The organism is Pseudomonas cavernae (genome assembly GCF_003595175.1).
In the GTDB taxonomy this organism is placed as follows: domain Bacteria; phylum Pseudomonadota; class Gammaproteobacteria; order Pseudomonadales; family Pseudomonadaceae; genus Aquipseudomonas; species Aquipseudomonas cavernae.
Genome location: NZ_CP032419.1, coordinates 3,933,871 through 3,960,172, shown reverse-complemented (window position 1 = coordinate 3,960,172; position 26,302 = coordinate 3,933,871). Strand labels below are relative to the sequence as shown.

The window sequence follows — 26,302 nt, the reverse complement described above, 5'->3', positions numbered from 1 at the left end:
TTAGGTAGCCCCGGTGTCACCTCAGTGACGCTTTGGTGATACCTCGATGACAGCCCCAACTGATGGAGAACGCCCATGCCCTGGCAGCGCCTGCTGGAAACCCGTGACCGCCTGCCCGCCAGCCCGGCGCTGGAGGAGTGGTACGCCGCGCTGCTGGATCGCCTCGGCGAAGCGCCCAGCCCGTTCGAGCTGGCGCTGCTCGGCGGGCAGCTGGAGGCTTCGCCGGGGCTGGCGTTTCTCGCCGGTTACCAGGCGGCCCTGCGCGCGCTGTGGCCGTCGGCGCCGGCGACCCTCGGCGCGCTGTGCGTGACCGAGAACAAGAGCGTGCGCCCGGCGGATCTGCGCTGCCGCCTGGACGGCCTGACCCTGAATGGGCGCAAGGACTTCGTCACCGCCGCCGACGCCGCCGACTGGCTGCTGGTCGCCGCCCGCGACGAGGCGCCCGGCAGCGCGCCGCGGGTGGCCTTGTGCGTGGTCTATCGCGGCGCGCCGGGGGTGCGCATCGAAACCCTGCCGGCCCTGCCGTTGATGCCGGACATCAGCCACGGCCGCCTGCATCTGGACGGCGCCCACTGCGAGCGCCTGGCCGGCGACGGCTGGGACGATTACACCAAGCCGTTCCGCAGCCTCGAGGATCTGCATGTGATGGCCGCGGTCAGCGCCTGGCAGTACGGCATCGCCAGCGCGCACGGCTGGCCGCAGGCGCTGTGCCTGAGCTTGCTCGGCCTGCTCGCCGGTTGCGCCGAGGTGGCCCGGCAGCCGGCCGGCTCGGCCGCCACCCATGTGCTGCTCGGCGGTCTGTTCGCCCAGCAGGCGGCCTTGCGGGCGCAGATCGACGCGGCCTTCGCCGCTGGCCCGGCAGAGCTGGCGGCGGTCTGGCAGCGCGACCAGCGCCTGCTCGATGTGGCCAGCGGTCCGCGCGCCAAGCGCCTGGAGAAGGCGTTGGCGGCGTTCGCATAGCCCATCGATGGACGAGGGCTTGCTTAGGCTGGGTTAGTCGTAGGGTGGAAAACCGCGAAGCGTTTTCCACCAACAGCCGGTGGATGTGAAAAGCGACCTCCACCCTACGATCTGCGCCGGGTGTCGCTGCGCAAGCCCTCCTATGGCGGTGACGCCACTGCGGATGTCTCGCGCCATTTGCCGCTTCACGCGGCACGTTCGGCCCTTCTGGCGGTGATCGGCGGCGTGCTAGGGTGCGCGCTTCGTCGCCAACAAGAGGCCTTTCGATGCCCGTTCCCGCCTTGCGCCGCCTGAGCCTGTCGCTCGCGCTGTGCGCCGCCATCCCCCTTGCATCCGCAGAAACCTGGCCCGCTGCCGACTGGGCCAGTGCTCCGGCACCGCGCAGCGCCGCCGTCGATGCCCTGGAAACCTATGCCTTCCCGACCCGCGACGACACCACTCGCCAGGGCATCCGCACCGACGCGCTGCTGGTGATCCGCGACGGCGAGATCATCTACGAGCGCTATGCCGGACCGACCAAGGCGCAAACCCCGCACCTGACCTGGTCGATCAGCAAGAGCCTGCTGTCCGCGACCCTCGGCACCGCGTACGGCGCCGGCTTGTTCAAGCTCGACGATGCCGCCGCCAAGTACTACCCGCCGCTGGCCAGTCATCCGCAGCTGAAGCTCGGCCACCTGCTCAACTGGGCTTCGGGCCTGGCGTGGCAGGAGGGCTACGAATATGCGCCGCTGACCTCCACCGTGGTGGCCATGCTCTACACCCGCGGCCGCGATGACATGGCCGCCTACGCCGCGAGCCTCGCCCAGGAAGTGGCGCCGGGCACGCGCTTCCGCTACTCCAGCGGCGACACCAACCTGCTGTCCGCCGCCTTGCGCGGCATGGTCGGCGAGCAGGCCTACAAGGATTACCCCTGGACCGCGCTGTTCGAGCCGCTGGGGATCACCAGCGTGGTATGGGAAAGCGACGCCCAGGGCACCTTCGTCGCCTCGTCCTACGCCTACATGACTGCGCGCGATCTGGCGCGCGTCGGCCTGCTAATGCAGCGCGACGGGCGCTGGGACCAGCGCCAGGTGCTGCCAGCGGCCTGGGTCGCCTTCAACCGCACGCCGTTCGCCAACTACCAGGCCGACCCGCAGAAACCCGGCGAGGCGGTGCCCGGCGGCATGTGGTGGCTGAACGTGCCGATCAATGGCGCGGCCAAGCCGTGGGCGGATGTGCCCGAGGATGCCTTCGCCGCGCTCGGCCACTGGGGCCAGGGGCTCTATGTGATCCCCAGTGAGCACTTGGTGGTGGTGCGCTACGGCGATGACCGCGACCACAGCTACTCGCACAACGAACTTCTCAAGCGCGTACAGGCGGCGTTCGCCGTGGAGGCAACCCGATGAGCTACCGTCCCTTCATCCAGCGCCGGCCGTTCAGCGCCGCGCTGCTGTTGCTGCTCGCCGCTTTGGCCGGCCTGGCCTGGCAGTATCGCGCCGACCTGGCCGCCTTTCCCGCCATCATCGGCGCCTACTCGGCCAAGGAGTACTGCTCCTGCCGCTATGTGATGGCTAACCCGGCCGACTACTGCGTCGGCTACGTCAAACAGTACCTGCCCACCAGCGCGTTCTTCGACGACGCGGCGAACAAGCGGGTGACCGCCCGCGGCCTGGGCAGCACCCAGAGCGCGGCCTGGATCGGCCCGCACGAGGGCTGCCGGCTGCTGCCGCAAGCGGCGGCGCTGCCGGAGTCCTGAGCGCCTGTCTCGGATCTTGCGAGTTGGGGCGTGCCGGCCGGTAAGTGGTGCCGGGGCGCGATGATGCGTAGGGTGGGTTAGCCGTAGGCGTAACCCACCAACCCTGCTGGACCCCGGTGCCCATGCTGGCACCGTCGGTGGGTTACGCCGCTGTGCAGCTAACCCACCCTTGTATCTCGACTATCGTCCCGTGAGGGGGATAGTCCCCGACTGATCATCGGGGGAGGGCCTGGAAGTCGTACCCACCCTAAGGCCTCGAGCCAGCTTTGTAGATAGTGCTCCAGCCCTCCACACTCACTCGAACAGTCCGAACGGTATCTAGGGCCCACGACAGGTGAGAGCTCGCATTCACAAGGTAGGGCCGGGTGCAGTGATGATCATCCTGAATGGATTAGCTGAGGAGTCTTCATGTCCAGCATCGTCGGCATCGACATCGCCAAGCACAGTTTCGACATCGCCACCCTGCAAACCAACGGTAAGTACCGCACTAAGGCCAAGTTGGCCAACAGCGCCGCCGGTTTCCAGGTACTCCAGGAGTGGCTGCAGCAGTACGCCGAGCCGGGTGCCTGGCTCGTGATGGAGGCCACCGGCACCTATCACGAGGCGCTGGCCGAGCACCTGCACGGCCTGGGCTACCGGGTCTGTGTGATGAATCCCGCGCAGCTTGCCAGCTACGCCCGGAGCCAGCTGCAGCGGGTCAAGACGGACCAGGTCGACGCCAAGCTGATGGCCAGCTACGGCCAGCGGCACGTGGATGAGTTACGCGCCTGGCAGCCCGAGCCACCGGCGATACGCCGCCTGCGCGCGTTGGTGCGGCGTCTGCAGGACCTCAAGGAGATCGAGCAGATGGAGCGCAATCGCCTGGATGTCGCCGATGCCAGCGTGCAGGATTCGATCCGTTCGGTGCTGGAGCATGTCGAGCAGCAGATTGCCGAGACCCTGAAGGCGATTCGGGACCACCTCGACGACGACCCGGACCTGTGCAGTAAGCGCGATCTGCTGGTCAGCATCGATGGCATCGGCGAGCAGACGGCCGCCTTGCTCCTGGCGGAGCTGGGCGATCCGCTGCAGTTCAAGAATGCCCGGGCAATTACCGCGTTCGCCGGGCTGAACCCGAAGCTGCAGGAGTCGGGCCAGCACAAGGGCCGCGTGCGCATCTCCCGCGTGGGCTCGGCTCGTCTGCGCACCGGCCTGTACATGCCGGCGGTCGTCTCGCTGAGCCACAATCCGGCCATCAAAGCCCTGGCACAGCGCCTGCGAGCCCGCGGCAAGGCCGGCAAGCAGATCGTCTGCGCGGCGATGCGCAAACTGCTGCACATCGCCTATGGCGTACTCAAGTCGGGCCAACCCTTTGATGCTCGCCTGGCCCTTGCCCACTGAGTGACAAGACGGTATCTACAAAAGTGGCGCTCGACACTTAACAGATGCATAACCATTTGTAGCGCCGTATGGCTGACGCGCAGCAGAGAAGCGCAGGGGCAGCGTGGGCGGTTCGCGAACCAGTGCTCCGGCGCGGCAGGGTTGCAAGGTGCCGCGGGGCGGCTATCGTTGCGCCTGAAGGCGTAGACTCAAGAGTGCCCATGTCCAAACTGCTGACGTTTCTGCTTGCCACCTGCCTGGCGCTGTCGGCCCAGGCCGCCTGGTATCTGGACAGCGAGTCCTCGCGGATCTCCTTCATCTCCACCCAGTCCGGCAACTTCTCCGAGGTGCATCGCTTCCTCACCCTGCATGGCAAGATCGTCGACAACGGCCAGGTGGCCCTGCGCATCGAGCTGGATTCGGTGAGTACCGGCATCCCGCTGCGCGACGAACGTCTGCGCCAGCTGCTGTTCGAGACCGCCAAGTTCGCCGACGCGCAGGTCAGCGCCCGGCTCGATCTCGGCCCGATCACCGACCTCGCCCCCGGCGCGCAACTGGAGCTGCGCCTGCCGCTGACGCTCAAGCTGCACGGCCGCGAACATCAATACAACGCCGAGCTGCTGGCCACGCGCCTGGACGAGCGGCGCTTCCAGGTGGTCAGCCTGGCGCCACTGGTGCTGCATATCGACGATTTCGGCCTGGGCGGCGGGGTCGAGGCGCTGCGTCAGTCCGTCGGGCTCGACTCCATCGGTTTCTCGGTGCCGGTGAGCGCCGTGCTGATCTTCACCGGCCGCTGATGGGCCCCATCTTCCCCTGGCGCCCCGGCAACCGGTTCGCCCTGCTGATCGACGGGCACCGCTTTTTCCCCGCCATGCTCGCGGCCATCGCCGCCGCCGAGCGCGAGGTGGTGCTGGAGCTGTACCTGGTCGAGGACGGCCGCTGCAGCGAGGCGCTGGTCGCCGCGCTGGTCGAGGCTGCGGCGCGCGGCGTGGAGGTGCGCTGCCTGCTCGACGGCTTCGGCTGTCTCAACCTCGGCAGTGCGCTGCGCCAGCGCCTGAACGGGGCCGGCATTCCGCTGCGCCTGTACAACCCGCTGCAGTGGCGGCGCGGCCTGCTCAACCTGTACCGCGATCACCGCAAGCTGCTGGTGGTCGACCGGCGCATCGCCTTCGTCGGCGGCACCGGCGCCACCGACGAGTTCTGGCAGCCGGATGAGGTGCCGAGCCGCTGGCACGAGGTGATGGTCAGCATCGAGGGGCCGCTGGTGGCGCACTGGCAACTGCTGTTCGATTACCAGTGGCTGGCCAATGTCAGCAAGCGCCCGTGGAAGCCCGAGGAAGCCCCGGGCCTGACTCGCTTGCCGCCGCCGCCGCCGCTGGGGCAGGGCATGGGCCGGCTGGCCTATGCCGACTCCCGCCAGCACCGGGACATCGTCCAGTCCCTGGTGCGTAGCGTGCGTAGGGCCGAGCGCCGGGTGTGGCTGGCGACCCCGTATTTCCTGCCCAGCTGGAAGGTGCGGCGGGCGTTGCTGCATGCGGCGCGGCGCGGCGTCGACGTGCGCCTGTTGCTGACCAGCCGCAGCACCGACCATCCGCCGGTGCGCTACGCCGGCCAGCGCTATTACCCGCGGCTGCTGCGCGCCGGGGTGCACATCCACGAGTACGGGCCGCGCTTCCTGCACCTGAAGATGGTGCTGGTGGACGACTGGGTCAGTGTCGGCTCGTGCAACTTCGATCACTGGAACCTGCGCTTCAACCTGGAAGCCAATCTGGAAGCGCTCGACACCGATTTCACCGCCGCCGTGGCCGAATTTCTGCAGGCGAATATTGCCGGCAGCCGCGAGATCACCCTCGAGGACTGGCGTTCGCGGCCGTTGCTCAAGCGCCTCAAGCAGCGCCTGTGGGGCTGGCTCGACCGGGTAGTGGTCAACCTGCTGGGTCGCCGCCGCTGAGCCAGGCTGCCTGAGAAACTACTGAGCTCGGTTATACCGCGTTGGTAACAGACTCGGCCTGCTCATGTACCACTCGTAAACTCCGCGGCCTCGTCTGTTCCCGCCTTGTGCAACCTTCGCGCGCTACGTTTTTCAGACAACCTGGAACCGGAACCGCACTTTTGTCGGGGGCCGGCCAGGGCATGGCTGGCTAAGCTCGGCGGATAAGCATAGGAAAGGACCTGTCCATGCGTCGTTACCGCTCGCTCGCTGCGCTCCTGCTCGTCGTCCTCGCCGGTTGTTCGACGCCGGGCGCCTTCTTCGGTGCGGTCGACGGCCCGGTCTTCACGCCGCACACCTTGGGCGACGGCAACCACGCGCTGGTCTATCTCTACCGCCCGCAGAGCCAGTGGGCCGACCAGGAGCTGGAAGCGCCGGCGCTGTTTCTCAACCATGAGCTGATCGGCAGCCTGCCGAGCAACGGCTATCTGGTGCTGGAATTCGACAGCGCCCGCTACCAGCTGGAAATGCGCCGGCCGCTGCTGGGCAGCTATTGGACCCTGCTGGCCGACGGCCCGCTGGATTTCACCCAGATCGCCAGCTTCACCCTGGAGGCCGAAGCCGGCGGCATCTACTACCTACGCTACGACGAACTCAACCCGCCGCCGCAGAGCGCCGCGGCGGTCAACGCCAGCGACGGCCCGCTGCAGTTGGTTTCGGCCACGCTGGGCCAGCGCGAAATCGCCAGCACCCGCGAAGTGCAACCGTTCGCGCGGATCAACGCCAGCGGCGAGCAGGAACGCCCGCAGCGCGGCTTCTGGCGGGGCGTGGGGCAGGCGCTGGACAAGGTCGGCATCTGAGAATCCGACCGCCTGGGCGGCGCAGCAGACCAGCTGATCTAGGCTCTGTTGGAGTATCCGCGCCGCGGTAGTACCCAGTTATTACCCGGCCTGGGCGCGGGGGCCGAATAATCCGGCTGTTACCCACCCCTAGCCAGGAGATTTCCGATGGCCGCGAAAAAAATTCTCATGCTGGTCGGCGACTACGTCGAAGACTACGAAGTCATGGTGCCGTTCCAGGCCCTGCAGATGGTCGGCCATACCGTGCATGCCGTGTGTCCGGACAAGCGCGCCGGGCAAAGCGTGCGTACGGCGATCCACGATTTCGAAGGCGATCAGACCTACAGCGAGAAGCCGGGGCACAACTTCGCCCTCAACTTCGACTTCGCCCAGGTCAAGGCCGATGATTACGATGCCCTGCTGGTGCCGGGCGGCCGCTCGCCGGAGTACCTGCGTCTGAACCCGCAGGTGCTGGCGCTGGTGCAGGCCTTCGACCGGGCCAATAAACCGATCGCCGCGGTCTGCCATGGCGCTCAGCTACTGGCCGCCGCCGGCGTGCTCAAGGGCCGCGAGTGCAGCGCCTATCCGGCCTGCGGACCGGAAGTGCGTCTGGCCGGCGGTGAGTACGTCGAGCTCGAGGTCAGCCAGGCGCACATTCAGGGTAATCTGGTCAGCGCTCCGGCCTGGCCGGCACATCCGGCCTGGTTGGCCGCTTTCCTCACCCTGCTGGGGACCCAGATCCGCCTGTAACGCCTGGCGCCGGGGCGCAGCGCGGCGCCCCGGCCATTGGAGAGCACCATGTGCGAGCTGTACGTCAAAGCCGATCCGATCCTCTACGAATCACGCTCGCGCTCGCTGCGCATCCGCGGAGTGGTGACCACCCTGCGTTTGGAGAACCAGTTCTGGGACATCCTCCGCGAGATCGCCGAGGTCGACGGCATGAGCACCAACCAGCTGATCACCAAGCTCTATGAAGAGGTGATGGACTACCGCGGCGAAGTGGTGAACTTCGCCTCCTTCCTGCGCGTCAGCTGCACGCGCTTCCTCGCCCAGCGCCGCGAACGGCCGGCCGAAGTCAGCCGTTTGCCCTTGCGGACGGGCGGCGCCTGAGAGCCTGTTTACGATCTCGCGAGCTAGAGCCAGACAAGGCGCAACGTAGCGCAGCGGAGTAACAGCCGCAGGGCGAGCGTAGCGAGTCAAATGGCCGAGGGAGCGGAGTTTACGGGCTGTAAATGAGCATGACTCGTCGCACTCGCCCTTCGGGCCGCGCTGAAGCGCGTTAGCCGCAAGCGGCTTCCGAGGGCATTTTTAACGCTGGATGGCCGATGCGCAGCAGATCGTAAACAGGCTCTGAGCCTGGTCTAGGCTTTGGAGAGTCCTTTCAACCCACAACGGGAGACACTCCATGGACACTTCGATCCCCCACAGCCTGGCCAATCTGTTCGAGCAGCTCGGCCTGGCTTCCGACCCCGCCAGCATCGACGCCTTCATCGACAGCCATCGCCTCAAACCCGGCCAGTCCATCATCCACGGCGAGTTCTGGACCCCGGCCCAGGCCAGCTTTCTGCGTGAGTCCCTGCAGGATGACTCGGACTGGGCGGAAGAGGTGGACGAACTGGCGGTGCGCCTGGGGGCGAGCTGAGCGGCGGGTAAGCTTCGTAGGATGGGTTAGCGGCGCTGGCCGCTAGATGACCCAATCACCACTGAGTCGGCGCGCCGCGTAACCCATCGGCGGTGTTTCCCCTGGCTTGGCTGCGATGGGTATCGCTGCGCTCAACCCATCCTACGATTCAGACGCCCATAAAAAAGCCCGGCGCTAGGCCGGGCTTTGTGTCGTACGCGCGGCGCGCTTACTTCACTTCCACCGCCAGGCTTTCGGTGATCTTCTTGTTCCAGATCGCCGGGCCGGTGATGTGCACCGATTCGCCCTTGGTGTCGACCGCTACGGTGACCGGCATGTCCTTCACCTCGAACTCGTAGATGGCTTCCATGCCCAGTTCGGCGAAGGCCAGCACCTTGGACTTCTTGATCGCCTGGGCGACCAGGTAGGCGGCGCCGCCGACGGCCATCAGGTACACGGCCTTGTTGTCCTTGATCGCGTCGATGGCGATCGGGCCACGCTCGGACTTGCCGATCATGCCCAGCAGGCCAGTGGTTTCGAGGATCTGCCGGGTGAACTTGTCCATCCGCGTGGCGGTGGTCGGACCGGCCGGGCCCACCACTTCGTCACCGACCGGATCGACCGGGCCGACGTAGTAGATGAAGCGGCCCTTGAGGTCCACCGGCAGCTGTTCGCCCTTGTTCAGCATGTCGACCATGCGCTTGTGCGCGGCGTCGCGGCCGGTGAGCATCTTGCCGTTGAGCAGCACGGTCTCGCCCGGCTTCCAGCTCTGCACGTCTTCCGGGGTAATGGTGTCGAGGTCGACGCGGCGCGCGCTCGGGCCGGCTTCCCAGACGATTTCCGGGTAGGCGTCCAGGGGCGGCGCTTCCAGTTCGGCCGGGCCGGAACCGTCGAGCACGAAGTGGGCGTGGCGGGTGGCGGCGCAGTTGGGGATCATGCACACCGGCAGCGAGGCGGCGTGGGTCGGGTAGTCCATGATCTTGACGTCGAGCACTGTGGTCAGGCCGCCCAGGCCCTGGGCGCCGATGCCCAGCTGGTTGACCTTGTCGAACAGCTCCAGGCGCATTTCTTCGATCTTGTTCTGCGGGCCGCGGGCTTTCAGCTCATGGATGTCGATGGACTCCATCAGCACTTCCTTGGCCATCACCGCGGCCTTCTCGGCGGTGCCGCCGATGCCGATGCCGAGCATGCCCGGCGGGCACCAGCCGGCACCCATTTCCGGCACGGTCTTGAGCACCCAGTCGACGATCGAGTCGGACGGGTTAAGCATGGCCATCTTCGATTTGTTCTCGGAGCCGCCGCCCTTGGCCGCGACGTCGACTTCGAGCTTGTCGCCAGGGACCACGGAGTAATGGATCACCGCCGGGGTGTTGTCCTTGGTGTTGCGGCGTGCACCGGCCGGCTCGGCCAGGATGGAGGCGCGCAGGACGTTTTCCGGCAGGTTGTAGGCGCGGCGCACGCCTTCGTTGATCATGTCGTCGACGCTCATGGTCGCGCCATCCCAGCGCACGTCCATGCCGACGCGCACGAATACGGTGACGATGCCGGTGTCCTGGCAGATCGGCCGATGGCCGGTGGCGCACATGCGCGAGTTGATCAGGATCTGCGCCATCGAGTCGCGCGCGGCCGGCGACTCTTCGCGCAGGTACGCCTCATGCATGGCCTGAATGAAGTCGAGCGGATGGTAATAGGATATGAACTGCAGGGCGTCGGCGACGCTCTGAATCAGATCATCTTGCTTGATCACGGTCACGGGGCGCGCTCCTCTATGAATTCGGGAACATCAGGAAACGCCGGACCACGACCCGGCGCGCTTTCAGAGCCTGTCTCGGATCTCGCGAGCTAGAGCCAGAACAGGCAAAAATGGCTGAGGAAGCGGAGTTTACGAGCTGTAAATGAGCATTCCGAAGCCATTTTTAACGCCGTATGGCCGACGCGCAGCAGATCCGAGACGGGCTCTCAGGGAAAAAGGCGCGGCAGTATAACGCGCCGGTGCCGACGGGCACAGTCGCCGACGGTCGACCTTGGTCGCTGATCGGCCATTCGCCGAGCTAGGCAATTTGTGATCACAGCGCTACAGTGGCAGCCACTTGCCACTACGGGACGGAGCCCATGAACAAAGGCAATCCACAGGTCAAAAGCCAAGAGTTGCAACCTCTGCTGCTGAAGCGCTTCGGCATGGCGGTGGCGACCTATGGCCTGGCGTTGCTGCTGTTCTGGATCTGCGTGTTCGGTGAACTGTACCGCGGCAGTCTGTCCGCTGCGCTGCTTGCCAGCGGCCTGGCGGTGGTCAGCCAGCTGGTGTTTTGTGGCCTGTTCGTCAGCGGCTATAACCGGCGCTTCACCGATCCCAGTCTGACCGCGGCGCAAGTGCTGGTGGGGCTGGGGTGGAATACCTATGTGCTGTCGCAGCTTGGCAACGGGCGCGGGACCTTGCTGGTGATGTACGTGGTGATCCTGCTGTTCGGGATCTTCCAGTTGCAGCCGCGGGTATTCGTGCGCTGCGCGGCGTTCGCCTTCTTCGGCTTCGTCGGCGTCAATCTGTGGGAGGCCTCCCACACGCCGTTAGTGCGCCCGGCTCTGGCCCTGCTGCAGGTCAGCGTGCTGTTTCTCGTGCTGGTCTGGTTGAGCCTGTTCGCCGGTTACGTGCAGGGCCTGCGCCAGCGCATGCGCCAGCGCCGCTTCGCCCTGCAGGCGCACCAGGACACCCTGCGTGGCATGATGCTCCAGCTCGAGGACCTGGTCGCCACCGACGAGCTGACCGGGCTGTTCAACCGCCGGCATTTCCTCCGCCTCGCCGAGCGCGCGCTGGAGAGTCTCCAGCCCGGTCGCCAGTACGGCCTGGCGCTGATCGACCTCGACCACTTCAAGCGCATCAATGACGTGTATGGCCATGCCGCCGGCGATCGTGTGCTGCAGACCTTCGCCGCGGTGGCGCGCACCTGTCTGCGCGACAGCGACATCCTCGCCCGTTACGGTGGTGAGGAGTTCGTCCTGCTCCTTCCGGATACCAACGCCGACCAGTTCAGCGCCTGCTGCGAGCGCCTGCGCGAGGCTTATGCCCATGCCGAACCGGTCGGCGTGGTGGTGGATCAGATCAGTCTGTCGGTGGGCATGACCCTGTTGGCCAGCGGCGCCGACCTCGACGAGGCGCTGCACCGTGCCGACCAGGCGCTCTACCGCGCCAAGCGCAGCGGCCGTAATCGCTGCGATGCGGCCTGGGAGAGCAGTGGTGCCTGAGCTCCACGCCGGCGACCGCAGCTGGAGCGTAGCCGCGGGTAGCAATCTGCTGGATGCCCTCAACAGCGCTGGCGTGGCGGTGCCCTACAGCTGCCGGGCCGGCAGCTGTCATGCCTGTCTGGTGCGCTGCCAGCAGGGCGAACCGCAGGATGCCAAGCCCGAGGCCTTGGCCGCCGAGCGCCGCGCCGAAGGTTGGCGGCTGGCCTGTCAGTGCCGGGTGGTCGAGGACTTGAGCGTCGAGGTCTTCGACCCCCTGCGCGATGGCCTGCCGGCGTGGGTCGCCGGCTGCGACTGGCTGAGCCCGAGCGTGTTGCGTCTGCGCCTGACGCCCGAGCGTCCGCTGCGCTACCGCGCCGGCCAGCATCTGGTGCTGTGGAGCGCCGAGCGCGTGGCGCGTCCCTATTCGCTGGCCAGCCTGCCCGGCGAGGACCCCTGGCTGGAGTTCCATCTCGATTGCCGGCATCCCGGCGCCTTCAGCGATGCCGCCCGGCAGCTGCAGGCTGGCGATCCGCTGCGGCTCGGCGAACTGCGCGGCGGCGCCCTGCATTACGATCCGGACTGGCAGCAGCGCCCGCTCTGGCTGCTGGCCGCCGGCACCGGCCTGGCGCCGCTCTGGGGCATCCTGCGCGAGGCCTTGCGCCAGGAGCATCGGGGCCCCATCCGCGTGCTGCATGTGGCGGCGGATGCCGACGAGCACTATCTCGCCGCTCCGCTCGCGGCGCTGGCGGCGGCGCACCCGAACCTCGAGTTGGAACTGCTCACTGCGGCCGAGTTGCCGGCCGCTTTGGCGCAACTACGGCTTGTTTCCAGGCAAACCCTCGCTTTACTCTGCGGCTCCCCCAGCAGCGTCGAAGCCTTCGCGCGCCGGCTTTATTTGGCCGGTCTGCCGCGCAATCAGCTGCTGGCTGACGTCTTTCTGACCCGCGCCTATTAAGCCGGCGCCGAGGAGCATCATGAGCGAGCATGTGGTTGTCGAACGCGACGAGGGCATCCTGACCCTGCGCCTAGACCGTCTGGACAAGAAAAACGCCCTGACCCGGGCCATGTACAGCCGCATGGCGGAAGTGCTGGAAGCCGCCCAGGACGACCGCGGCGTGCGGGTGGTGCTGATCGAAGGCAGCGCGCAGTGCTTCACCAGCGGCAATGACCTGGGCGATTTCCTCCAGGCGCCGCCGACCGGGCTGGATAGCCCGGTATTCCGCTTCATGCGTGCGCTGTTCGAGTTCAAGAATCCGGTGGTGGCCGCCGTTGCCGGCCCGGCGGTGGGCATCGGCACCACGCTGCTGCTGCACTGTGACCTGGTCTATGTCAGCCGTGACGCGCGCTTGAAGATGCCGTTCGTCAACCTCGGCCTGTGCCCGGAATATGGCTCCAGCCTGATCCTGCCGCGTCTGCTCGGCCAGGCCAAGGCGGCGCAGTTGCTGCTGCTCGGCGAAGAGTTCAGCGGTGAACAGGCTGCCGCCTGGGGCATCGCCAACGCGGCGCTGGAGGATGGCGCGGCGACCCTGGCCAAGGCCCGTGAGATGGCTCGGCGTTTCCTCGGCCTGGCGCCCTCGGCGGTGGAAGACAGCAAGCGTCTGATGAAGGCCCCGGGCCGCGAAGAACTGCGCCAGGTGATAGTCGCAGAGGGCGAGTTGTTCAACCAGCGTCTGCGTTCGCCGGAAGCCATCGAGGCGATGAGCGCCTTCATGCAACGCCGCGCGCCGGATTTTTCCAAGTTCGCCTGATCTGTTCGTGCATAAAAAGGCCGCTCATCGAGCGGCCTTTTGCATGGCGGGGACGTAGGGTGGATGTCGCTTTCTACATCCACCGGTTTGCGGTGGAAAACGCTTCGCGGTTTTCCACCCTACGAGGCTTGCCGATGGCTCACACCAGCGGATCACCGACATGCAGGATCTTCATGGTGTTGGTGCCGCCGATGGTGTGGTAGCTGTCGCCCTTGGTCAGGATCACCCAGTCGCCGGGCTCGACCACGCCGCGCTTGAGCAGCTCGTCCACCGCCGCCTGGCTGACCTTCTCCGGCGGCAAGGCGGCCGGGTCGAAGGGCACGGTGTAGACGCCACGGAACAGCGCCGCGCGGGCCTGGGTCGCGCGGTGCGGGGAGAAGGCGAAGATCGGCACCGAGGAACGGATGCGCGACATCACCAGCGGGCTGTAGCCGCTCTCGGTGAGGCTGATGATCGCCTTCACCCCGGGGAAGTGGTTGGCGGTGTACATGGTCGCCAGCGCCACGCTCTGGTCGCAGCGCTCGAAGGCCTGGCCGAGGCGGTGGCTGGATTTCTGGCTGGTCGGGTGTTTCTCCGCGCCGAGGCAGATGCGCGCCATGGCCGTGACCGCTTCCACCGGGTATTCGCCGGCGGCGCTCTCGGCCGAGAGCATCACCGCGTCGGTATAATCGAGCACGGCGTTGGCCACATCCGAGACTTCCGCGCGGGTCGGCATCGGGCTGTGGATCATCGACTCCATCATCTGCGTGGCGGTGATCACCGCCTTGTTGTGGCGCCGCGCATGCAGAATGATCTTCTTCTGGATGCCGACCAGCTCGGCGTCGCCGATTTCCACGCCGAGGTCGCCGCGCGCCACCATCACCGCATCGCTGGCGCGGATCAGGCCGTTCAGCGTCTCGTCGTCGGCCACCGCTTCGGCGCGTTCGATCTTCGCCACCAGCCAGGCGCTACCACCGGCCTCGTCGCGCAGGCGGCGGGCCAGCTGCATGTCCGCCGCGTCACGGGGGAAGGACACCGCCAGGTAGTCCAGTTCCATCTCGGCGGCCAGCTTGATGTCGGCCTTGTCCTTGGCGGTCAGCGCCGGCGCGGTGAGGCCGCCGCCGCGGCGGTTGATGCCCTTGTGATCGGACAGCGGGCCGCCGATCAGCACCACGCAGTGCAGTTCATCGGCAGTGGTGGACTCGACGCGCATCACCACGCGGCCGTCGTCGAGCAGCAGTTCGTCGCCGACGCGGCAATCCTTGACCAGATCCGGGTAGTCGATGCCTACCACCTCCTGGTTGCCGGCGTCGCGCGGGTGGCTGACGGAGAAGCGGAAACGGTCGCCCTCGGCCAGTTCGATGCGCTTGTTGGCGAACTTGGCGATGCGGATCTTCGGGCCCTGCAGGTCGCCGAGCAGGGCGACGAAACGCCCGTGCTTGGCGGCGATCTCGCGCACCAGGCGGGCACGCGCCTTGTGCTCGTCCGGGGTGCCGTGGGAGAAGTTCAGGCGGGCGACGTCGAGGCCGGCGAGGATCAGTTGTTCGAGGACTTCGGGAGAGTTGCTGGCGGGGCCGAGGGTGGCGACGATTTTGGTGCGGCGGAAGGTCATGCGCGGGACTCCAGGTTTAGAGCAGAAGCCGAGGCTACACCTCCCTTTTCCTGTAGTCATGCGCGCGGCGCACTACCCATCTTCGGCAACCGGAAACTCCGCTTGTTGGGTATCGCTGCGCTCAACGCCAACCTACGGGCGTAGGGTGGAAAACCGCGAAGCGTTTTCCACCACCGCAGCGGTGGATGTACAAAGCGACATCCCCCTGCGGCGCTGAAGCCGACCCTGCGCCATCTGGTGTTCAGTCGCCCTGGTTGAGCGCCTGGTCGAGATGGCGGGCGGCCTTGTCGGCCAGCTCGCTGTCCGGGTACTGCGCCAGCAGGCGGCGCAGGTAGCCGATGGCCTTGTCGCGGTTGGCCTGCGGGTTGTCCGCGACCAGGTACATAAGCCCGAGTTGGTACAGCGCCTTGGTCTTGATGTCCGCCGGCACGCCGCTGTCGTTGACCGCCAGCAGGTACAGTTCCTCGGCCTCGGCGGTACGGTTCTTCAGCACCGCGCGGCGCGACAGCAGGGTCATGTCCGGGTCGAGGCTGGGTTTGTACAGGTCGAGGTTCTGGCTCGGCTGCCAGTGCGCCAGCCGCTCGCGGGCGCTCTGCTGCACTGGCTCCTGGGCGCGCCGGCTGATCAGCACGATGCGTTCGGCGCTGCGGCCGGCGGCCTGGGTCTGGGGAAACTCGTTGCGCACCCGATTGAGATAGTTGAGCGCCTTGGGGTCGTCGCGCTGATCGTTGTAGCGGCTCATGTAGATCAGGCCGATCTGGTAGAGGGCGATGGCGCGCACCTCGTCGCTCAGTTTGCGGTCGCGATAGCCGTCCAGGTACAGCTGTTCGGCCTGGGCGCTCTTGGCGTCGCGGATGGCTTGGGCGCTGTAGGTCAGCAGGTCGCCTTCTTCCTCGATGGCGGCGGTCATGCGCTGGCTTTTCAGGGTCTTGTACTCGGCCACCTCCTGGGTGGTGAGCTGGGCGACGAACAGCGGGGTGGTCGGCGAACAGGCGCTCAGCATGAGAGCGCCGGTCAACAGGCAGCCAGACAACAGCAGCGAGCGGGTGAACGGCATGACATCTCCAGGGCGGATGGGCTGCCGGGCCAGTCTAGTCAGGCCGCCGCACCGCAGCCAAGGACGGCGGTGCAGTTCCAATCGGAGGATATGCTCGTGTTGCAGGGGCGCCGCGAGCGCGGGCTGCAGTTTTACCGCGGCTGGCCGATAACCTGCGCATTGGAGGACTTGTCATGCGAATCTTGCTGCTCTTGACCCTGGCCCTGAGCGCCGTGGGGTGTGCCCGCTGGTCGATGGATTACCACCTGAACAACGCCTACCGCGAGTACGGCCGCGGCAATTGCGAGCGGGTGATGCTCGAGCTGTCCCAGGTCGAGCGCAAGAGTCGCTCGCGCGGCTATATCCAGCCGGAGGTCTCGCTGCTGCGCGGCCAGTGCCTGGAGCGGCAGAACCTGTTCGTCGATGCGGCGCAGACCTATCAATTCATCATTGCCCGCTACCCCAGCAGCGAGTACGCCTATCGCGCCCGCGCGCGGCTGGATACCTTGCGGCAGCTCGGCCGGATCGACCGTGCGGAAGCGGCCAGGACATCGCCGGCAACCCTCTGACAGGTCCGGCCAACCGCCGGTCGCGGCTGGCTTGAGCGGCCTTGGCGCGGCGCTAAGCTCAGGGGGTGGTTTCAGGGAGGATGATCATGCGTCAATTGTTGTGCACTGTGCTGCTGTCCGTCACCGTGCTGCCGGGTCTGGCGTCGGCGGAGATCTATCGCTGGACCGATGCCCAGGGTCAGGTGCATTTCGACCAGCGTCCGCAGGCGGGGGCCGAGCAGGTCGAGGTCAAACCGCAGGTGGTCGAGCGCGATGCCGCCACCCGCGAGCGCGAGGCGCGCACCGAGCGTTTCTATGACGCACGGCGGCAGGAACAGGAGCAGGCGACAAGCCAGAGCAGCGAGCGCCAGGCCAAGCGCGAGCAGGAGTGCAGCAAGCTGCGTGACCAGCTGGAGCAGGTTTCCCAGGGCGGGCGTTATTACCACGAGGATGCCGCCGGCCAGCGGGTGTATTACAGCGACGCCGAGATCAGCGCCGTTCAGCGTCAATTGCGCGAGCGAGTTGTCCAGCGCTGTGGATAGGGGCTGGTTTCCCGTCATTCGAGCGGGCATACTCGAAAGCTAAGTAGCGATTTGCCATTACACGGTTTGCCATCATGCGAATTGAACGTCGAATCGAACGCCACCAGTTGCCGTATTACCTGAAAGTCTTCAACCGCATCACCGACAAGCCAATGGGCTACATCGGCAATGTCTCGCTGGATGGGTTGATGCTGATCAGCCAGTTGCCGATGCTGGTGGGCGCGCGTTTCGATCTGCGCCTGAAGATTCCCGGTCAGGATGGCCTGCGTTTCATCGACTTCAGCGCCACCTGCCAGTGGTGCCGCGAGGATGTCACCCCCGGCGGCTTCGATTCCGGCTTCGCCCTGGTGGCGCCGCCGGCCGATTACATCGAAATGGTCGAGGCGCTGCGTTATTACTTCAGCTTCCACAGCTACGCCGCTTCCGCATAAGCGCGACGGGATGTCCTTGGTGCGTACGGACGGGCGCACCAATCCGCGATGCGGAATCGTAGGATGGGTTGAGCGCAGCGATACCCATCGAATCGACGCTGCGGGGCCTCCATGATGGGTTACGCGGCGCGGCCAGTTTTTACTGGCTGTGCGGATCGTGCCTAGCGCCGCTAACCCATCCTACGCCACTGCGCCGCTACAGCACCCCAGCCTTTTTCCACGCCAGATAGCGGCCGACCAGCTGCGGCCCGAGCTCGCTCGGGCGCGCGTCGAGCACCGGCAGGCCGTGGGCGGCCAGGCGTTCGTGCAGGCCGGCGCGGGCGTTGAGGTAGTCCAGCGTGCCGCAGTAGGCGAGCGCATCCTCGAAGTTCTGCACCGGCGCATGACGCAGGCGGTCGAGCACTTCCTCGCGCAGGCTGGCGATCAGTACCCGGTGCTGGCGGCTCAGGCGCTGCACCGCGCCGAGCAGCTCCTCGTCGTCTTCGTCGCGCAGGTTGGTCACCACTACCACCAGGGCACGGCGGCGCTGGCGGCTGAGCAGCTGGTTGGCGGCTGCGGCGAAGTCAGCCGGGCGCTGGCTGCAGCGCAGGTCGTAGACCGCATTGAGCAGCACGCTGAGCTGCGCCTGGCCCTTGGCCGGCGGCAGGTAGCGCGGCTGTTCGCCGGCGAAGGTCGCCAGGCCCACCGCGTCGCCCTGGCGCAGGGCCACGTAGCTGAGCAGTAGGCAGGCGTTGAGGGCATGGTCGAAGTGCGCGAGGTCGCCGTCCTGGCTGCGCATGCGCCGCCCGCAGTCGAGCAGGAAGACGATCTGCTGGTCGCGTTCGTCCTGGTATTCGCGGGCGATCGGCGTGCGCTTGCGCGCGGTGGCCTTCCAGTCGATCTGCCGCAGGGTGTCGCCGTCACGGAACTCGCGCAGCTGATGGAATTCCTGGCCCAGGCCGCGGCGCTGGCGCTGGCGCACGCCGAGCTGGTTGAGCCAGTGCTCGACTGCCATCAGCTGGGCGCCATACAGGCGGGCGAAGTCAGGGTAGACGCGGGTTTCGCCGGCCAGCGGCAGATCGCGGCGCTGCAGCCACAGCCGCAGCGGGCTGGGCAGCTGTATTTCGCAGCGGGGGAAATGGAAATGCCCGCGCATCAGCGGGCGGACCCGGTAGCGGCTGTGGGTGACCTCGCCGGGGTGCAGGACGAGGCGCTGCGGCAGGTGGTCGATCGCCATGCCCTCCGGCACGTGATCGAACAGCTCCAGCCACTGGGTGCGCGGGTAGGGGTGATGGACGCTGAGCTGCACCTCGCTCCAGCGCCCGAGCGACAGATTGCCCGGCAGCTGGCGCTCGAGGCGTGGCGACGGCTGGCGGCGCAGCCACAGGGCATCGACCCCGGCGAGCAGGCCGAGGGCCAACAGCAAGCCCCACCACAGGGTGGTCAGCACCAGCGGCACTGCAATATGCAGGGCCGCCAGGCTGCCGAGCAGCAGGGCGAGGACGAGCAGGCCGGCGAGCAGCGCCAGCAGCGGGCGGGCGGGTTTCATAGGCGCGGCGCGGGGACCTGATCGAGCAATTGTTGCAGCACCTGATCGACCGACAGGCCTTCGATGTCCAGCTCCGGCGACAGGTGCACGCGGTGACGCAGCACCGCCAGGGCGCAGCGCTTGATGTCGTCCGGCACCACGAAGTCGCCGCCGCGCAGCAGCGCGCGGGCGCGGGCGCCGCGCACCAGGGCGATCGAGGCGCGCGGCCCGGCGCCCATCAGCAGTCCCGGCCAGCTGCGGGTGGCGCGGGCCAGGCGCACGGCGTAGTCGAGCACCTGCTCGTCGAGCGGCAGATCGCTGGCGATCTTCTGCAACGCCAGCACATCCTTGGCCTGCAGCAGCGTACGCAGCGGTGTCACTTCGAGCATGTCGGCGCGCGCCGAGCGGGTCACCTGGCGGACCATCTCCAGCTCCTCGTCGGCCTGCGGGTAGTCCATGCGCAGCTTGAGCATGAAGCGGTCGAGCTCGGCTTCCGGCAGCGGGTAGGTGCCTTCCTGCTCGATCGGGTTTTGCGTCGCCAGCACCAGGAACGGCTGCGGCACCGGCAGTGGGCGGCCTTCGAGGGTCACCTGGCGTTCCTGCATGACCTCCAGCAGCGCTGCCTGGGTCTTGGCCGGCGCACGGTTGATCTCGTCGGCGAGCAGCAGGTTGGTGAACACCGGGCCCTTGCGCAGCTTGAATTGCTCGGACTGCAGGTCGTAGACGGCGTGGCCGGTGACGTCGCTGGGCATCAGGTCGGGGGTGAACTGGATGCGCGCGAACTCGCCGCCGAAGCAGCGCGCCAGGGCGCGCACCAGCAGGGTCTTGCCCAGTCCGGGCACGCCTTCGACCAGCACGTGGCCGCCGGCGAGTAGGGCGGTGAGCAGATCGTCGATCACCGCGGTCTGGCCGATCACGGCCTTCTGCAGCTCCTGGCGCAGGGCCTGGGCCAGCTGGCTGGCACGCTGGCGCTGCACGGCCGGGTTGCTGGCGGGGCTGGCCGGCACGCTGCCGATGGTGTCGCTGCTCGGGTATTCGGGCGTGTGTTCGCTCATAGGGCATTCCTGAGATGTTGCAGGTGGGCGACCTGGCGGGTGAAATCGTGGGCGGAAAGGCGCTGCGCCGGCAATGGCCGCATGGCTTGGCTGATGGCGCTGGACGGCAGGCGCGTGAGGCGGCCGAGTACCTGCCACTGGCTGGCGACGTCGAGCCGTTCGAAACCGGGATGGCGCTGGCGTGCGCGGCGCTGGATATCGCGTTGCAGCGCCTGCAGCAGGCTGTGCTGGCCGCTGCGGCGGAGGAGGAAGTCGGCGCCGCTGCGCAGGTGTTCTTCCAGTTGCCGGCGCGCGCGGCTGGCCGGCGCAAGCAGCGGCCCCTGGCGCTGGCCGGCGGCCCACAGGGCGAGGGCGAGCAGCAGCGCCAGGGCTACCAGCGCCTGCGGGAAATAGCGCAGCAGCAGGCTGAACAGGCTGTCGCGGTCGGCGCGGTAGAGCAGGGTGACCGCACTGTCCTGGGTCAGGTACCAGAGCAGCCAGGCGTTGTCGTAGTCGCCGATGGCGCGGTTCTGCCAGATCCACGGATCGCTGAGCACGGTGATCAGGCCATCGCCGTGGTAGAGCTGCAGCATGTGCGTGCTTTGGCCGCTGTTGGCCCAGGCGTGGGCGCGGTTGTTGGCGTCGTAGAGGTGGAAGTCGGTATCGAAGCCGACATAGGCCGGGGCCCCTTCGTTTTCCAGATAGAGCTTGGTCAGCTGCGGGTAGCGCTCATCCGGGTCCTGTTCTGCGCCGTGCTCGTCTGCGGCGCTGGCGCTGTCTGCCGCATCGGCCGGCGGCGTGGAGGGGCTGTCCGCGGCCGGCTCGGCGAGGTCTTCGCTGAGGGACTGCTGGATGCCCAGCCGATCCAGCAGCAGGTCGCCGCTCTTGCCGTCCTCCTCGTCCCACAGGCGCTCGGCGACGAACAACAGATGGCCGCCCTTGGCTGCCCAGTCGAGTAGCCGCGCGGTCTGCCGCGGCGTCATGTTGCGGCGATCGCCGAGCAGCAGCAGGGTCTGGCCCTTGCTCGGCAGGCTGGCCAGTTCCTGCAAACCGTCGGCACGCCGCACCTGGATGCCGCGCTGGCGCAGGAAATGTTCGGCGGCCAGGAAGGGGTTGGCCCGCGCCTCGGGCGTCGGGCCGTGCTTGAGGGTTTCCTGGTAGGGCGTCAGGTGCTCGAGCAGCTGGCTGGCGAGCAGGCCGAGGGCCAGCAGCAGGGCGCCGGCGAGGAGCAAGCGGGCGCGCCGATTCATGCCAGGGCTCCCGGTGGGAACAAGCGGCGCCAGCCTTCGCAGAGGCCGCGCTTGAGGCTGGCCGGCGGCAGTTGATGGCCGTAGGCGAGGTTCTGCCAGTGGCGGGTCAGCACCTGGCTGAAGCGGTTGAGTTCGGCCTGTTGCAGCTGTTGCACCAGCTCCAGCACCTCGCCTTCGGTGTGCGCGCTGTTCAGCGGCAGGCGGAAGTCGTGCAGCAGGCGGCTGAGCAACGCGCGGTAGAGCAGGCCGAGGGCCTCGCGCGGCTGTTCGGCCCACAGCCGTTCGACCGCGCCGGCGACATCCGCGGGCAGGCTTTCCGGCGTCACTTCCAGGCCGAACAGCTGCGCCGGCGCCGCCCGCTGCCGGCGTTGCGGCAGGTGCAGGCGGCCGGCGAAGGTCTGCAGCCAGTCGCGGTAGCGCCAGCCCAGCAGCACCAGCAGGCTGAGCAGCAGCGCCCAGAGCAGCACCTCGAAGACCTGCGCCAGATGTTCGAGCCAGCGCTCGAGCAGCCGCGCCAGGTTGCTGGGGTCTTCCGGGTCGGGTTTCTGCGTTTGCGGCTCCTCGCCGAAGCGCCAGCGGGTGACGGTTTCGCGGTTCTCGAACGGCGGCTGGTCGAGCAGTTGGCCGATGGCCTCATGCGCCGCCTGGCTGGTGAGCGGCTGGTGCAGCAGGCGCGCAGTCTGCGGGCCTTGCGGATCGTCGAGCGGCAGCGGGCAGCTGCTGGCGCCGGCGGCCCAGGCATCGCTCGGCGGTTGCAGCAACAGCAGGCCGGCGCCGAGCAGCAGGGCATAGGCGATGCCGGTCAGGCGCTGGCGCAGGCGGCGGAACACCAACTCGATGTCCCAGGCCTCGAGGACGGTGCGGCGATTGAGATAAAGAGTGAAGCCGCAGGCGACATAGACCGGTTCCCAGACGATCAGCACCAGGGCGTAGAGCAGGTTGGACAGGTGTTCCAGCCACAACCAGTCGTCCGAGCCTTGCTCCAGCAAACGCTGCCAGTCCCAGTCGAGCTCGATCTGTTGCGGCAGCAGCAGATACAGCAGGGTGACCAGGCCCAGCCACAGCGCGCCCTCGATATGCATGCCGACCAGGGTCAGCCAGCGCGCGCCGCCGTCGCCCTGGCCGAGCACCGCCAGGCGCCGGCTGCGTGCGGCACCATGCAGGCCTTCGAGCTGCAGCACCGGCAGGTCGAAGCTGCGGGTCAGACTCAGGCGCCGCCAGAGCAGGCTGGCCAGCAGCTGCGGCTTGAGCAGGCGCGGCCAGGCGCGCAGCGCTTCGCGGAGCGTCGGCACGTCGCCGAACAGCGCGTGGGAAAGGACATGCAGCGGCAGACGTTCGAAGGCCGGTTTGAGCAGCCAGAACAGCAGCAGCGCGACGCTCGGGTAATCCCACAGCAGCAGGCTGAGCAGGGCGAAGATCGGCAGGCTGAGCAGCGCCCAGCTGGCCATCAGCAGACCGGCATGCCGGCGCGCCAGCAGCACACCGAGGTCGAGGGCTTCCCAGGCGCTGCGCGGGCGGATGGCGAGGCTGGCGTCAGTCAGGCGCATGCGAGCCTCGTCCGGCGAACAGCAGGTAGACCAGCACCAGCAGCCACAGGCCGGCGCCGACCGCGTACTTGACCCCTGCCGTGGTGAAGGTCATCGATGACCAGTAGGCCTCGATGAAGGCGGCGATCAACAGGAACAGGGTGGCGCCGCCAACCAGTTGCACGGCGGGCTTGGCGGCCAGGCGCAGGGCTTCGCCGCGCGGCAGGCGGCCGGGTGCCAGCAGCGCCCAGCCGAGCTTGAGACCGGCGGCGCCGGCCAGGGCGATGGCGGTCAGCTCGAAGGCACCATGGCCGATGACGAACGACCAGAAGGTCTGGGTGTAGCCGATCTCCGTCAGGTGGCCGGCGACGGCGCCGATCATCAGGCCGTTGAAGAGCAGGAAGAACAGGCTGCCGAGGCCGAACAGCAGGCCGCTGGCGAAGGTCTGAAAGGCGATGCCGATGTTGTTCATGATGTAGAAGCCGAACATCATCCAGTCGTCGCCGGAGTCGCGCTCGCCGAAACGCCCGAGGCGGCTGGCGTCGGGGTCGTACATGGCCTCCATGGCGGCGACCTGCTCGGGGCCGATCAGGCTGTAAACCAGATCGGGGAATAGGTAAACCAGCACGCCCATGCCGCCCAGGCTGCCGAAGAACAGCAGGCTGGCGCTCAGCACGCAGCGCCATTCTCGGCGTACCAGACGCGGGAAACCGGCGAGGAAAAAACCGAGCAGCTGGGCGCCGAGCGGGCTGCGGTGCCGGTAGAACTGCTGATGGCCACGCATCGCCAGTTGCTGCAACTGGTCGACCAGATGACTGCTGTAACCGCGCTCGCGGGCCAGCGCCAACTGCTGGCAGAGCTGGCGGTAGTCGGCGGCGAAGTTGACGCAGGCGGCGCGTTCGGCCTTGCCGCGTTCGAGGGCGTCCAGTTGCTCGCTGAAGCGCTGCCAGCTGGCCTGATGGCGGCTTTCGAACAGGCTCTGTTTCATCTCGGCCCCAGCAAGCCGCGGGCGATGCGGTTGATCTGCGACTCGGCCTGTTCGGCCGGCACCGCCAGGGGCTCGGCGAGGATCGCCGCCAGTTCGGCGCGGCGCGGTGCGGACAGCTGGCCCCTGCGCTCGGCGAAGCCGAGCAGTGCGCGCTGCTCGCCGAGGCTGAGCGGGAAGGGCGGGTGCAGCGGCTCGGCGTCCGCCAGCTGTGGGCGACTCGGTGCTACATCGCGGTAGACCACCAGGGTGCCGGCGGCGAGATCGCCGAGGCGCTTGAACGCCGGATGGGCGAGGCAGCTGAGAATCCCCAGGGTGTAGGCGAATGGCAGCAGGTCGACGACGCGCAGCAGGTTGCGGGTTAGCGCGGCGGCCCAGCCGACCGGGGTGCCGTCATCGTGGACCACGCGCAGGCCCAGCAGCTGCTTGCCCGGCGTGCGGCCCTGGTTGAGCACCTCGAACAACACCATGTACCACCAAGTGATGAGGAACAGCAGGATCGCGCCGAGCCCCATGCCGAACTGGCCGAGCAGGGCCAGGACGTAGAACAGCGCCACCAGCACCACGCCGCGGATCGCCAAGTCGATGGCAAAGGCCAGCGCGCGCGGCACCAGGCCGGCGGGGCGCAGCAGCAGGTCGATGCCTTCCGGGGTTTCCACCCGCAAGCGGGTATCCAGCGGGCGCTCGGGCGCGGCAGAGACAGCGTTGACGGCCATCGGCTAAGCCTGGGCAGGGGCGGCGATCACCGCAGGGCAATGGGGGGCAAGCTTGGCGCGCATGCTGACGATCCGTGTGCGGTTATCTGGGCGCATGCTAGCGGCACAGCCGGGCCAGCGACAAGGTCGGCGCAGGCGACGCTGCTCTCGGTGCGCTGCCGCGGCCTCGCCTCTGTCGGGGATAGCTTCTAAACTGCCGCGGCCCACCCCTTCAGGAGCTTTCCGTGAGCGCCAGCATCTTCTGGTACGACTACGAAACCACTGGCATCGACCCGCGCCGCGACCGGCCCTTGCAAGTCGCCGGCATCCGTACCGATGAGGCGTTGAATGAGATCGGCGAGCCGCTCAATCTGTATTGCCGGCCGAGCGACGACATCCTGCCGCATCCGGCCGCCTGCCTGATCACCGGCATCAGTCCCGGGCGTCTGGCCGAACAGGGCCTCGGCGAGGCCGAGTTCATGACCCACGTGCACCGCGAGTTGGCGACTCCGGGCACCTGTGGGGCGGGCTACAACAGTTTGCGCTTCGACGATGAAGTGACGCGCAACAGTCTGTACCGCAACTTCTTCGACCCCTACGCCCGCGAATGGCAGGGCGGCAACAGTCGCTGGGACCTGATCGATGTGGTGCGCACCGCCTATGCCCTGCGCCCGGAAGGCATCCACTGGCCCGAGGAGGACGGCCGCGTCACCCTCAAGCTGGAGCGCCTCACCGCGGCCAACGGTCTGGAACATGGTCAGGCTCACGACGCCTTGTCGGACGTGCGCGCCACCATCGCCCTGGCGCGGTTGGTCCGCGAGCGCCAACCCAAGTTGTACGACTACCTCTACCAACTGCGCAGCAAACAGCGGGTGCTCGACCAGGTTCGCCTGTTGCAACCGCTGGTGCATATCTCCGGGCGGTTTTCTGCGGCGCGGCATTATCTCGCCGTGGTCCTGCCGCTGGCCTGGCATCCGCGCAATCGCAACGCCCTGATCGTCTGCGATCTGCAGGCCAACCCGGCGCCGTTGCTGGAACAGGATGCCGACAGCCTGCGGCGTCTGCTCTATACCCGCCGCGACGAACTGGCCGCCGGTGAACTGCCGGTGCCGCTGAAGTTGCTGCACATCAACCGTTGTCCGGTGGTGGCGCCGCTGAATGTGCTGCGTGACGTCGATTGCCAGCGCCTGCAATTGGATCTGCAGGAGTGCCTGGCACGCGTCGAACGGCTGCGCGAGACGCAGACGCTGTGGCAGGGCAAGTTGCAGGCCCTGTATGGCGAGGATGAGTTCACCCCCAGCGAGGATCCCGAACAGCAGTTATATGACGGCTTCCTCGGCGAGCGTGATCGCCGTCTGTGCGAACGGGTGCGGCGTGCCGAACCGCAAAGCCTTGGACGTGAAGACTGGCTGTTCGATGACCCACGCTTAGCGGAATTACTGTTTCGTTATCGGGCGCGCAACTTTCCGGAAACTTTGGCGGCGACCGAACAGTCACGCTGGCGGGAATTCTGCCAAAACCGACTGAGTGCACAGGAGTGGGGCGCACCTAATACCCTCGCGAGTTTTGAGATGGCGCTGGCAGCTGCCCTGGAAAATGCCTCGAGCGGCCAGCGGCAGCTGCTGGGTGAGTGGCGTGAATATGCCCAGCAATTACGTCAGAGCTACGGCTTATAAATAGAGAGTACTGGTGTTACACGGGTGGGGTGAGGTAACTGTCGAGCAATAAAAAACGCCAGCAGTGCTG

26 protein-coding genes are annotated in these 26,302 nt (G+C 67.3%); 17 read left to right on the top strand and 9 right to left on the bottom strand.

The annotated features are described in order from the left end of the window. Positions 1-75: 75 nt before the first annotated feature. The 10 genes from D3880_RS17970 to D3880_RS17925 all read left to right on the top strand — a co-directional run bounded on the left by D3880_RS17970 (position 76) and on the right by D3880_RS17925 (position 8,465). A complete protein-coding gene (locus D3880_RS17970; protein WP_119894786.1) occupies positions 76-960 on the top strand; it encodes an acyl-CoA dehydrogenase family protein in 885 nt (294 codons plus the stop codon). 266 nt (positions 961-1,226) lie between these two features. Next, positions 1,227-2,345 (top strand): serine hydrolase domain-containing protein, encoded by a 1,119-nt coding sequence (locus D3880_RS17965; RefSeq protein WP_119894785.1) that lies wholly within the window; start codon positions 1,227-1,229, stop codon positions 2,343-2,345. After that, positions 2,342-2,695 carry an amidase gene (locus D3880_RS17960; protein WP_119894784.1) on the top strand — a complete coding sequence of 118 codons (354 nt, stop codon included), beginning with the start codon at positions 2,342-2,344 and terminating at the stop codon, positions 2,693-2,695. The genes D3880_RS17965 and D3880_RS17960 overlap by 4 nt, the downstream gene beginning before the upstream one ends. A gap of 408 nt (positions 2,696-3,103) precedes the next feature. Further along, positions 3,104-4,075: an IS110 family RNA-guided transposase gene (locus D3880_RS17955; protein WP_119892103.1), complete on the top strand. Its 972-nt coding sequence runs from the start codon at positions 3,104-3,106 to the stop codon at positions 4,073-4,075. Between the two features lie 200 nt (positions 4,076-4,275). Then, positions 4,276-4,851 (top strand): YceI family protein, encoded by a 576-nt coding sequence (locus D3880_RS17950; protein WP_119894783.1) that lies wholly within the window; start codon positions 4,276-4,278, stop codon positions 4,849-4,851. After that, positions 4,848-6,005 (top strand): phospholipase D-like domain-containing protein, encoded by a 1,158-nt coding sequence (locus D3880_RS17945; protein WP_119894782.1) that lies wholly within the window; start codon positions 4,848-4,850, stop codon positions 6,003-6,005. Before D3880_RS17950 ends, D3880_RS17945 begins: the two co-directional genes overlap by 4 nt. A gap of 227 nt (positions 6,006-6,232) precedes the next feature. Then, positions 6,233-6,844: a DUF2846 domain-containing protein gene (locus tag D3880_RS17940; RefSeq protein ID WP_119894781.1), complete on the top strand. Its 612-nt coding sequence runs from the start codon at positions 6,233-6,235 to the stop codon at positions 6,842-6,844. Positions 6,845-6,991: 147 nt separating this feature from the next. Beyond that, the gene (locus D3880_RS17935; RefSeq protein WP_119894780.1) at positions 6,992-7,573 is read left to right on the top strand and encodes a DJ-1/PfpI family protein; all 582 of its coding nucleotides are present in this window, start codon (positions 6,992-6,994) and stop codon (positions 7,571-7,573) included. A gap of 48 nt (positions 7,574-7,621) precedes the next feature. Further along, entirely contained in the window at positions 7,622-7,933 is a 312-nt protein-coding gene (locus D3880_RS17930; protein ID WP_119894779.1) for a ribbon-helix-helix domain-containing protein, read from the top strand. Positions 7,934-8,228: 295 nt separating this feature from the next. After that, on the top strand, positions 8,229-8,465 hold the full coding sequence (locus tag D3880_RS17925) for a DUF2789 domain-containing protein (protein ID WP_119894778.1): 237 nt from the start codon (positions 8,229-8,231) through the stop codon (positions 8,463-8,465). Between the two features lie 208 nt (positions 8,466-8,673). Here the strand turns inward: D3880_RS17925 and D3880_RS17920 are convergent, their stop codons facing one another. Beyond that, positions 8,674-10,197, bottom strand: coding sequence for a fumarate hydratase (locus tag D3880_RS17920; RefSeq protein ID WP_119894777.1), 1,524 nt, complete (start codon positions 10,195-10,197; stop codon positions 8,674-8,676). Positions 10,198-10,556: 359 nt separating this feature from the next. On the opposite strand from D3880_RS17920, the gene D3880_RS17915 reads away from it, so the two are divergent. The 3 genes from D3880_RS17915 to D3880_RS17905 are packed head-to-tail and all read left to right on the top strand — an operon-like array spanning position 10,557 to position 13,411. Then, positions 10,557-11,684, top strand: a complete 1,128-nt coding sequence (locus D3880_RS17915) for a GGDEF domain-containing protein (RefSeq protein WP_119894776.1) — start codon at positions 10,557-10,559, stop codon at positions 11,682-11,684. Further along, a complete protein-coding gene (locus D3880_RS17910; protein ID WP_119894775.1) occupies positions 11,677-12,618 on the top strand; it encodes an iron-sulfur-binding ferredoxin reductase in 942 nt (313 codons plus the stop codon). The genes D3880_RS17915 and D3880_RS17910 overlap by 8 nt, the downstream gene beginning before the upstream one ends. A gap of 19 nt (positions 12,619-12,637) precedes the next feature. Then, positions 12,638-13,411 carry an enoyl-CoA hydratase-related protein gene (locus tag D3880_RS17905; RefSeq protein ID WP_119894774.1) on the top strand — a complete coding sequence of 258 codons (774 nt, stop codon included), beginning with the start codon at positions 12,638-12,640 and terminating at the stop codon, positions 13,409-13,411. Positions 13,412-13,550: 139 nt separating this feature from the next. Here the strand turns inward: D3880_RS17905 and pyk are convergent, their stop codons facing one another. After that, a complete protein-coding gene (gene pyk / locus D3880_RS17900) occupies positions 13,551-15,002 on the bottom strand; it encodes a pyruvate kinase (RefSeq protein WP_119894773.1) in 1,452 nt (483 codons plus the stop codon). Positions 15,003-15,243: 241 nt separating this feature from the next. Then, positions 15,244-16,059 carry a tetratricopeptide repeat protein gene (locus tag D3880_RS17895; protein WP_119894772.1) on the bottom strand — a complete coding sequence of 272 codons (816 nt, stop codon included), beginning with the start codon at positions 16,057-16,059 and terminating at the stop codon, positions 15,244-15,246. Between the two features lie 173 nt (positions 16,060-16,232). Between D3880_RS17895 and D3880_RS17890 the strand changes: the two genes are divergently transcribed. From D3880_RS17890 to D3880_RS17880, 3 genes are all read left to right on the top strand, one after another. After that, a complete protein-coding gene (locus D3880_RS17890; RefSeq protein ID WP_119894771.1) occupies positions 16,233-16,607 on the top strand; it encodes a tetratricopeptide repeat protein in 375 nt (124 codons plus the stop codon). A gap of 86 nt (positions 16,608-16,693) precedes the next feature. Beyond that, complete coding sequence (locus D3880_RS17885; RefSeq protein WP_119894770.1) at positions 16,694-17,128, top strand: DUF4124 domain-containing protein; 435 nt, start codon at positions 16,694-16,696, stop codon at positions 17,126-17,128. Between the two features lie 74 nt (positions 17,129-17,202). Further along, positions 17,203-17,559, top strand: a complete 357-nt coding sequence (locus D3880_RS17880) for a PilZ domain-containing protein (RefSeq protein ID WP_119894769.1) — start codon at positions 17,203-17,205, stop codon at positions 17,557-17,559. Positions 17,560-17,755: 196 nt separating this feature from the next. On the opposite strand, the gene D3880_RS17875 is transcribed toward D3880_RS17880, so the two are convergent. From D3880_RS17875 to D3880_RS17850, 6 genes are read right to left on the bottom strand one after another with little or no spacing between them, the layout of a single operon-like run. Beyond that, on the bottom strand, positions 17,756-19,087 hold the full coding sequence (locus tag D3880_RS17875) for a DUF58 domain-containing protein (RefSeq protein ID WP_119894768.1): 1,332 nt from the start codon (positions 19,085-19,087) through the stop codon (positions 17,756-17,758). Then, entirely contained in the window at positions 19,084-20,121 is a 1,038-nt protein-coding gene (locus D3880_RS17870) for an AAA family ATPase (protein WP_119894767.1), read from the bottom strand. Before D3880_RS17870 ends, D3880_RS17875 begins: the two co-directional genes overlap by 4 nt. Beyond that, entirely contained in the window at positions 20,118-21,350 is a 1,233-nt protein-coding gene (locus tag D3880_RS17865; RefSeq protein WP_119894766.1) for a DUF4350 domain-containing protein, read from the bottom strand. Before D3880_RS17865 ends, D3880_RS17870 begins: the two co-directional genes overlap by 4 nt. After that, positions 21,347-22,897 carry a DUF4129 domain-containing protein gene (locus tag D3880_RS17860; RefSeq protein WP_119894765.1) on the bottom strand — a complete coding sequence of 517 codons (1,551 nt, stop codon included), beginning with the start codon at positions 22,895-22,897 and terminating at the stop codon, positions 21,347-21,349. The genes D3880_RS17865 and D3880_RS17860 overlap by 4 nt, the downstream gene beginning before the upstream one ends. Further along, entirely contained in the window at positions 22,884-23,864 is a 981-nt protein-coding gene (locus tag D3880_RS17855; RefSeq protein WP_119895778.1) for a stage II sporulation protein M, read from the bottom strand. Before D3880_RS17855 ends, D3880_RS17860 begins: the two co-directional genes overlap by 14 nt. Further along, entirely contained in the window at positions 23,861-24,577 is a 717-nt protein-coding gene (locus D3880_RS17850) for an RDD family protein (RefSeq protein WP_119894764.1), read from the bottom strand. The genes D3880_RS17855 and D3880_RS17850 overlap by 4 nt, the downstream gene beginning before the upstream one ends. A gap of 224 nt (positions 24,578-24,801) precedes the next feature. On the opposite strand from D3880_RS17850, the gene sbcB reads away from it, so the two are divergent. Next, a complete protein-coding gene (sbcB, locus tag D3880_RS17845; protein WP_119894763.1) occupies positions 24,802-26,232 on the top strand; it encodes an exodeoxyribonuclease I in 1,431 nt (476 codons plus the stop codon). Positions 26,233-26,302: the final 70 nt, after the last annotated feature.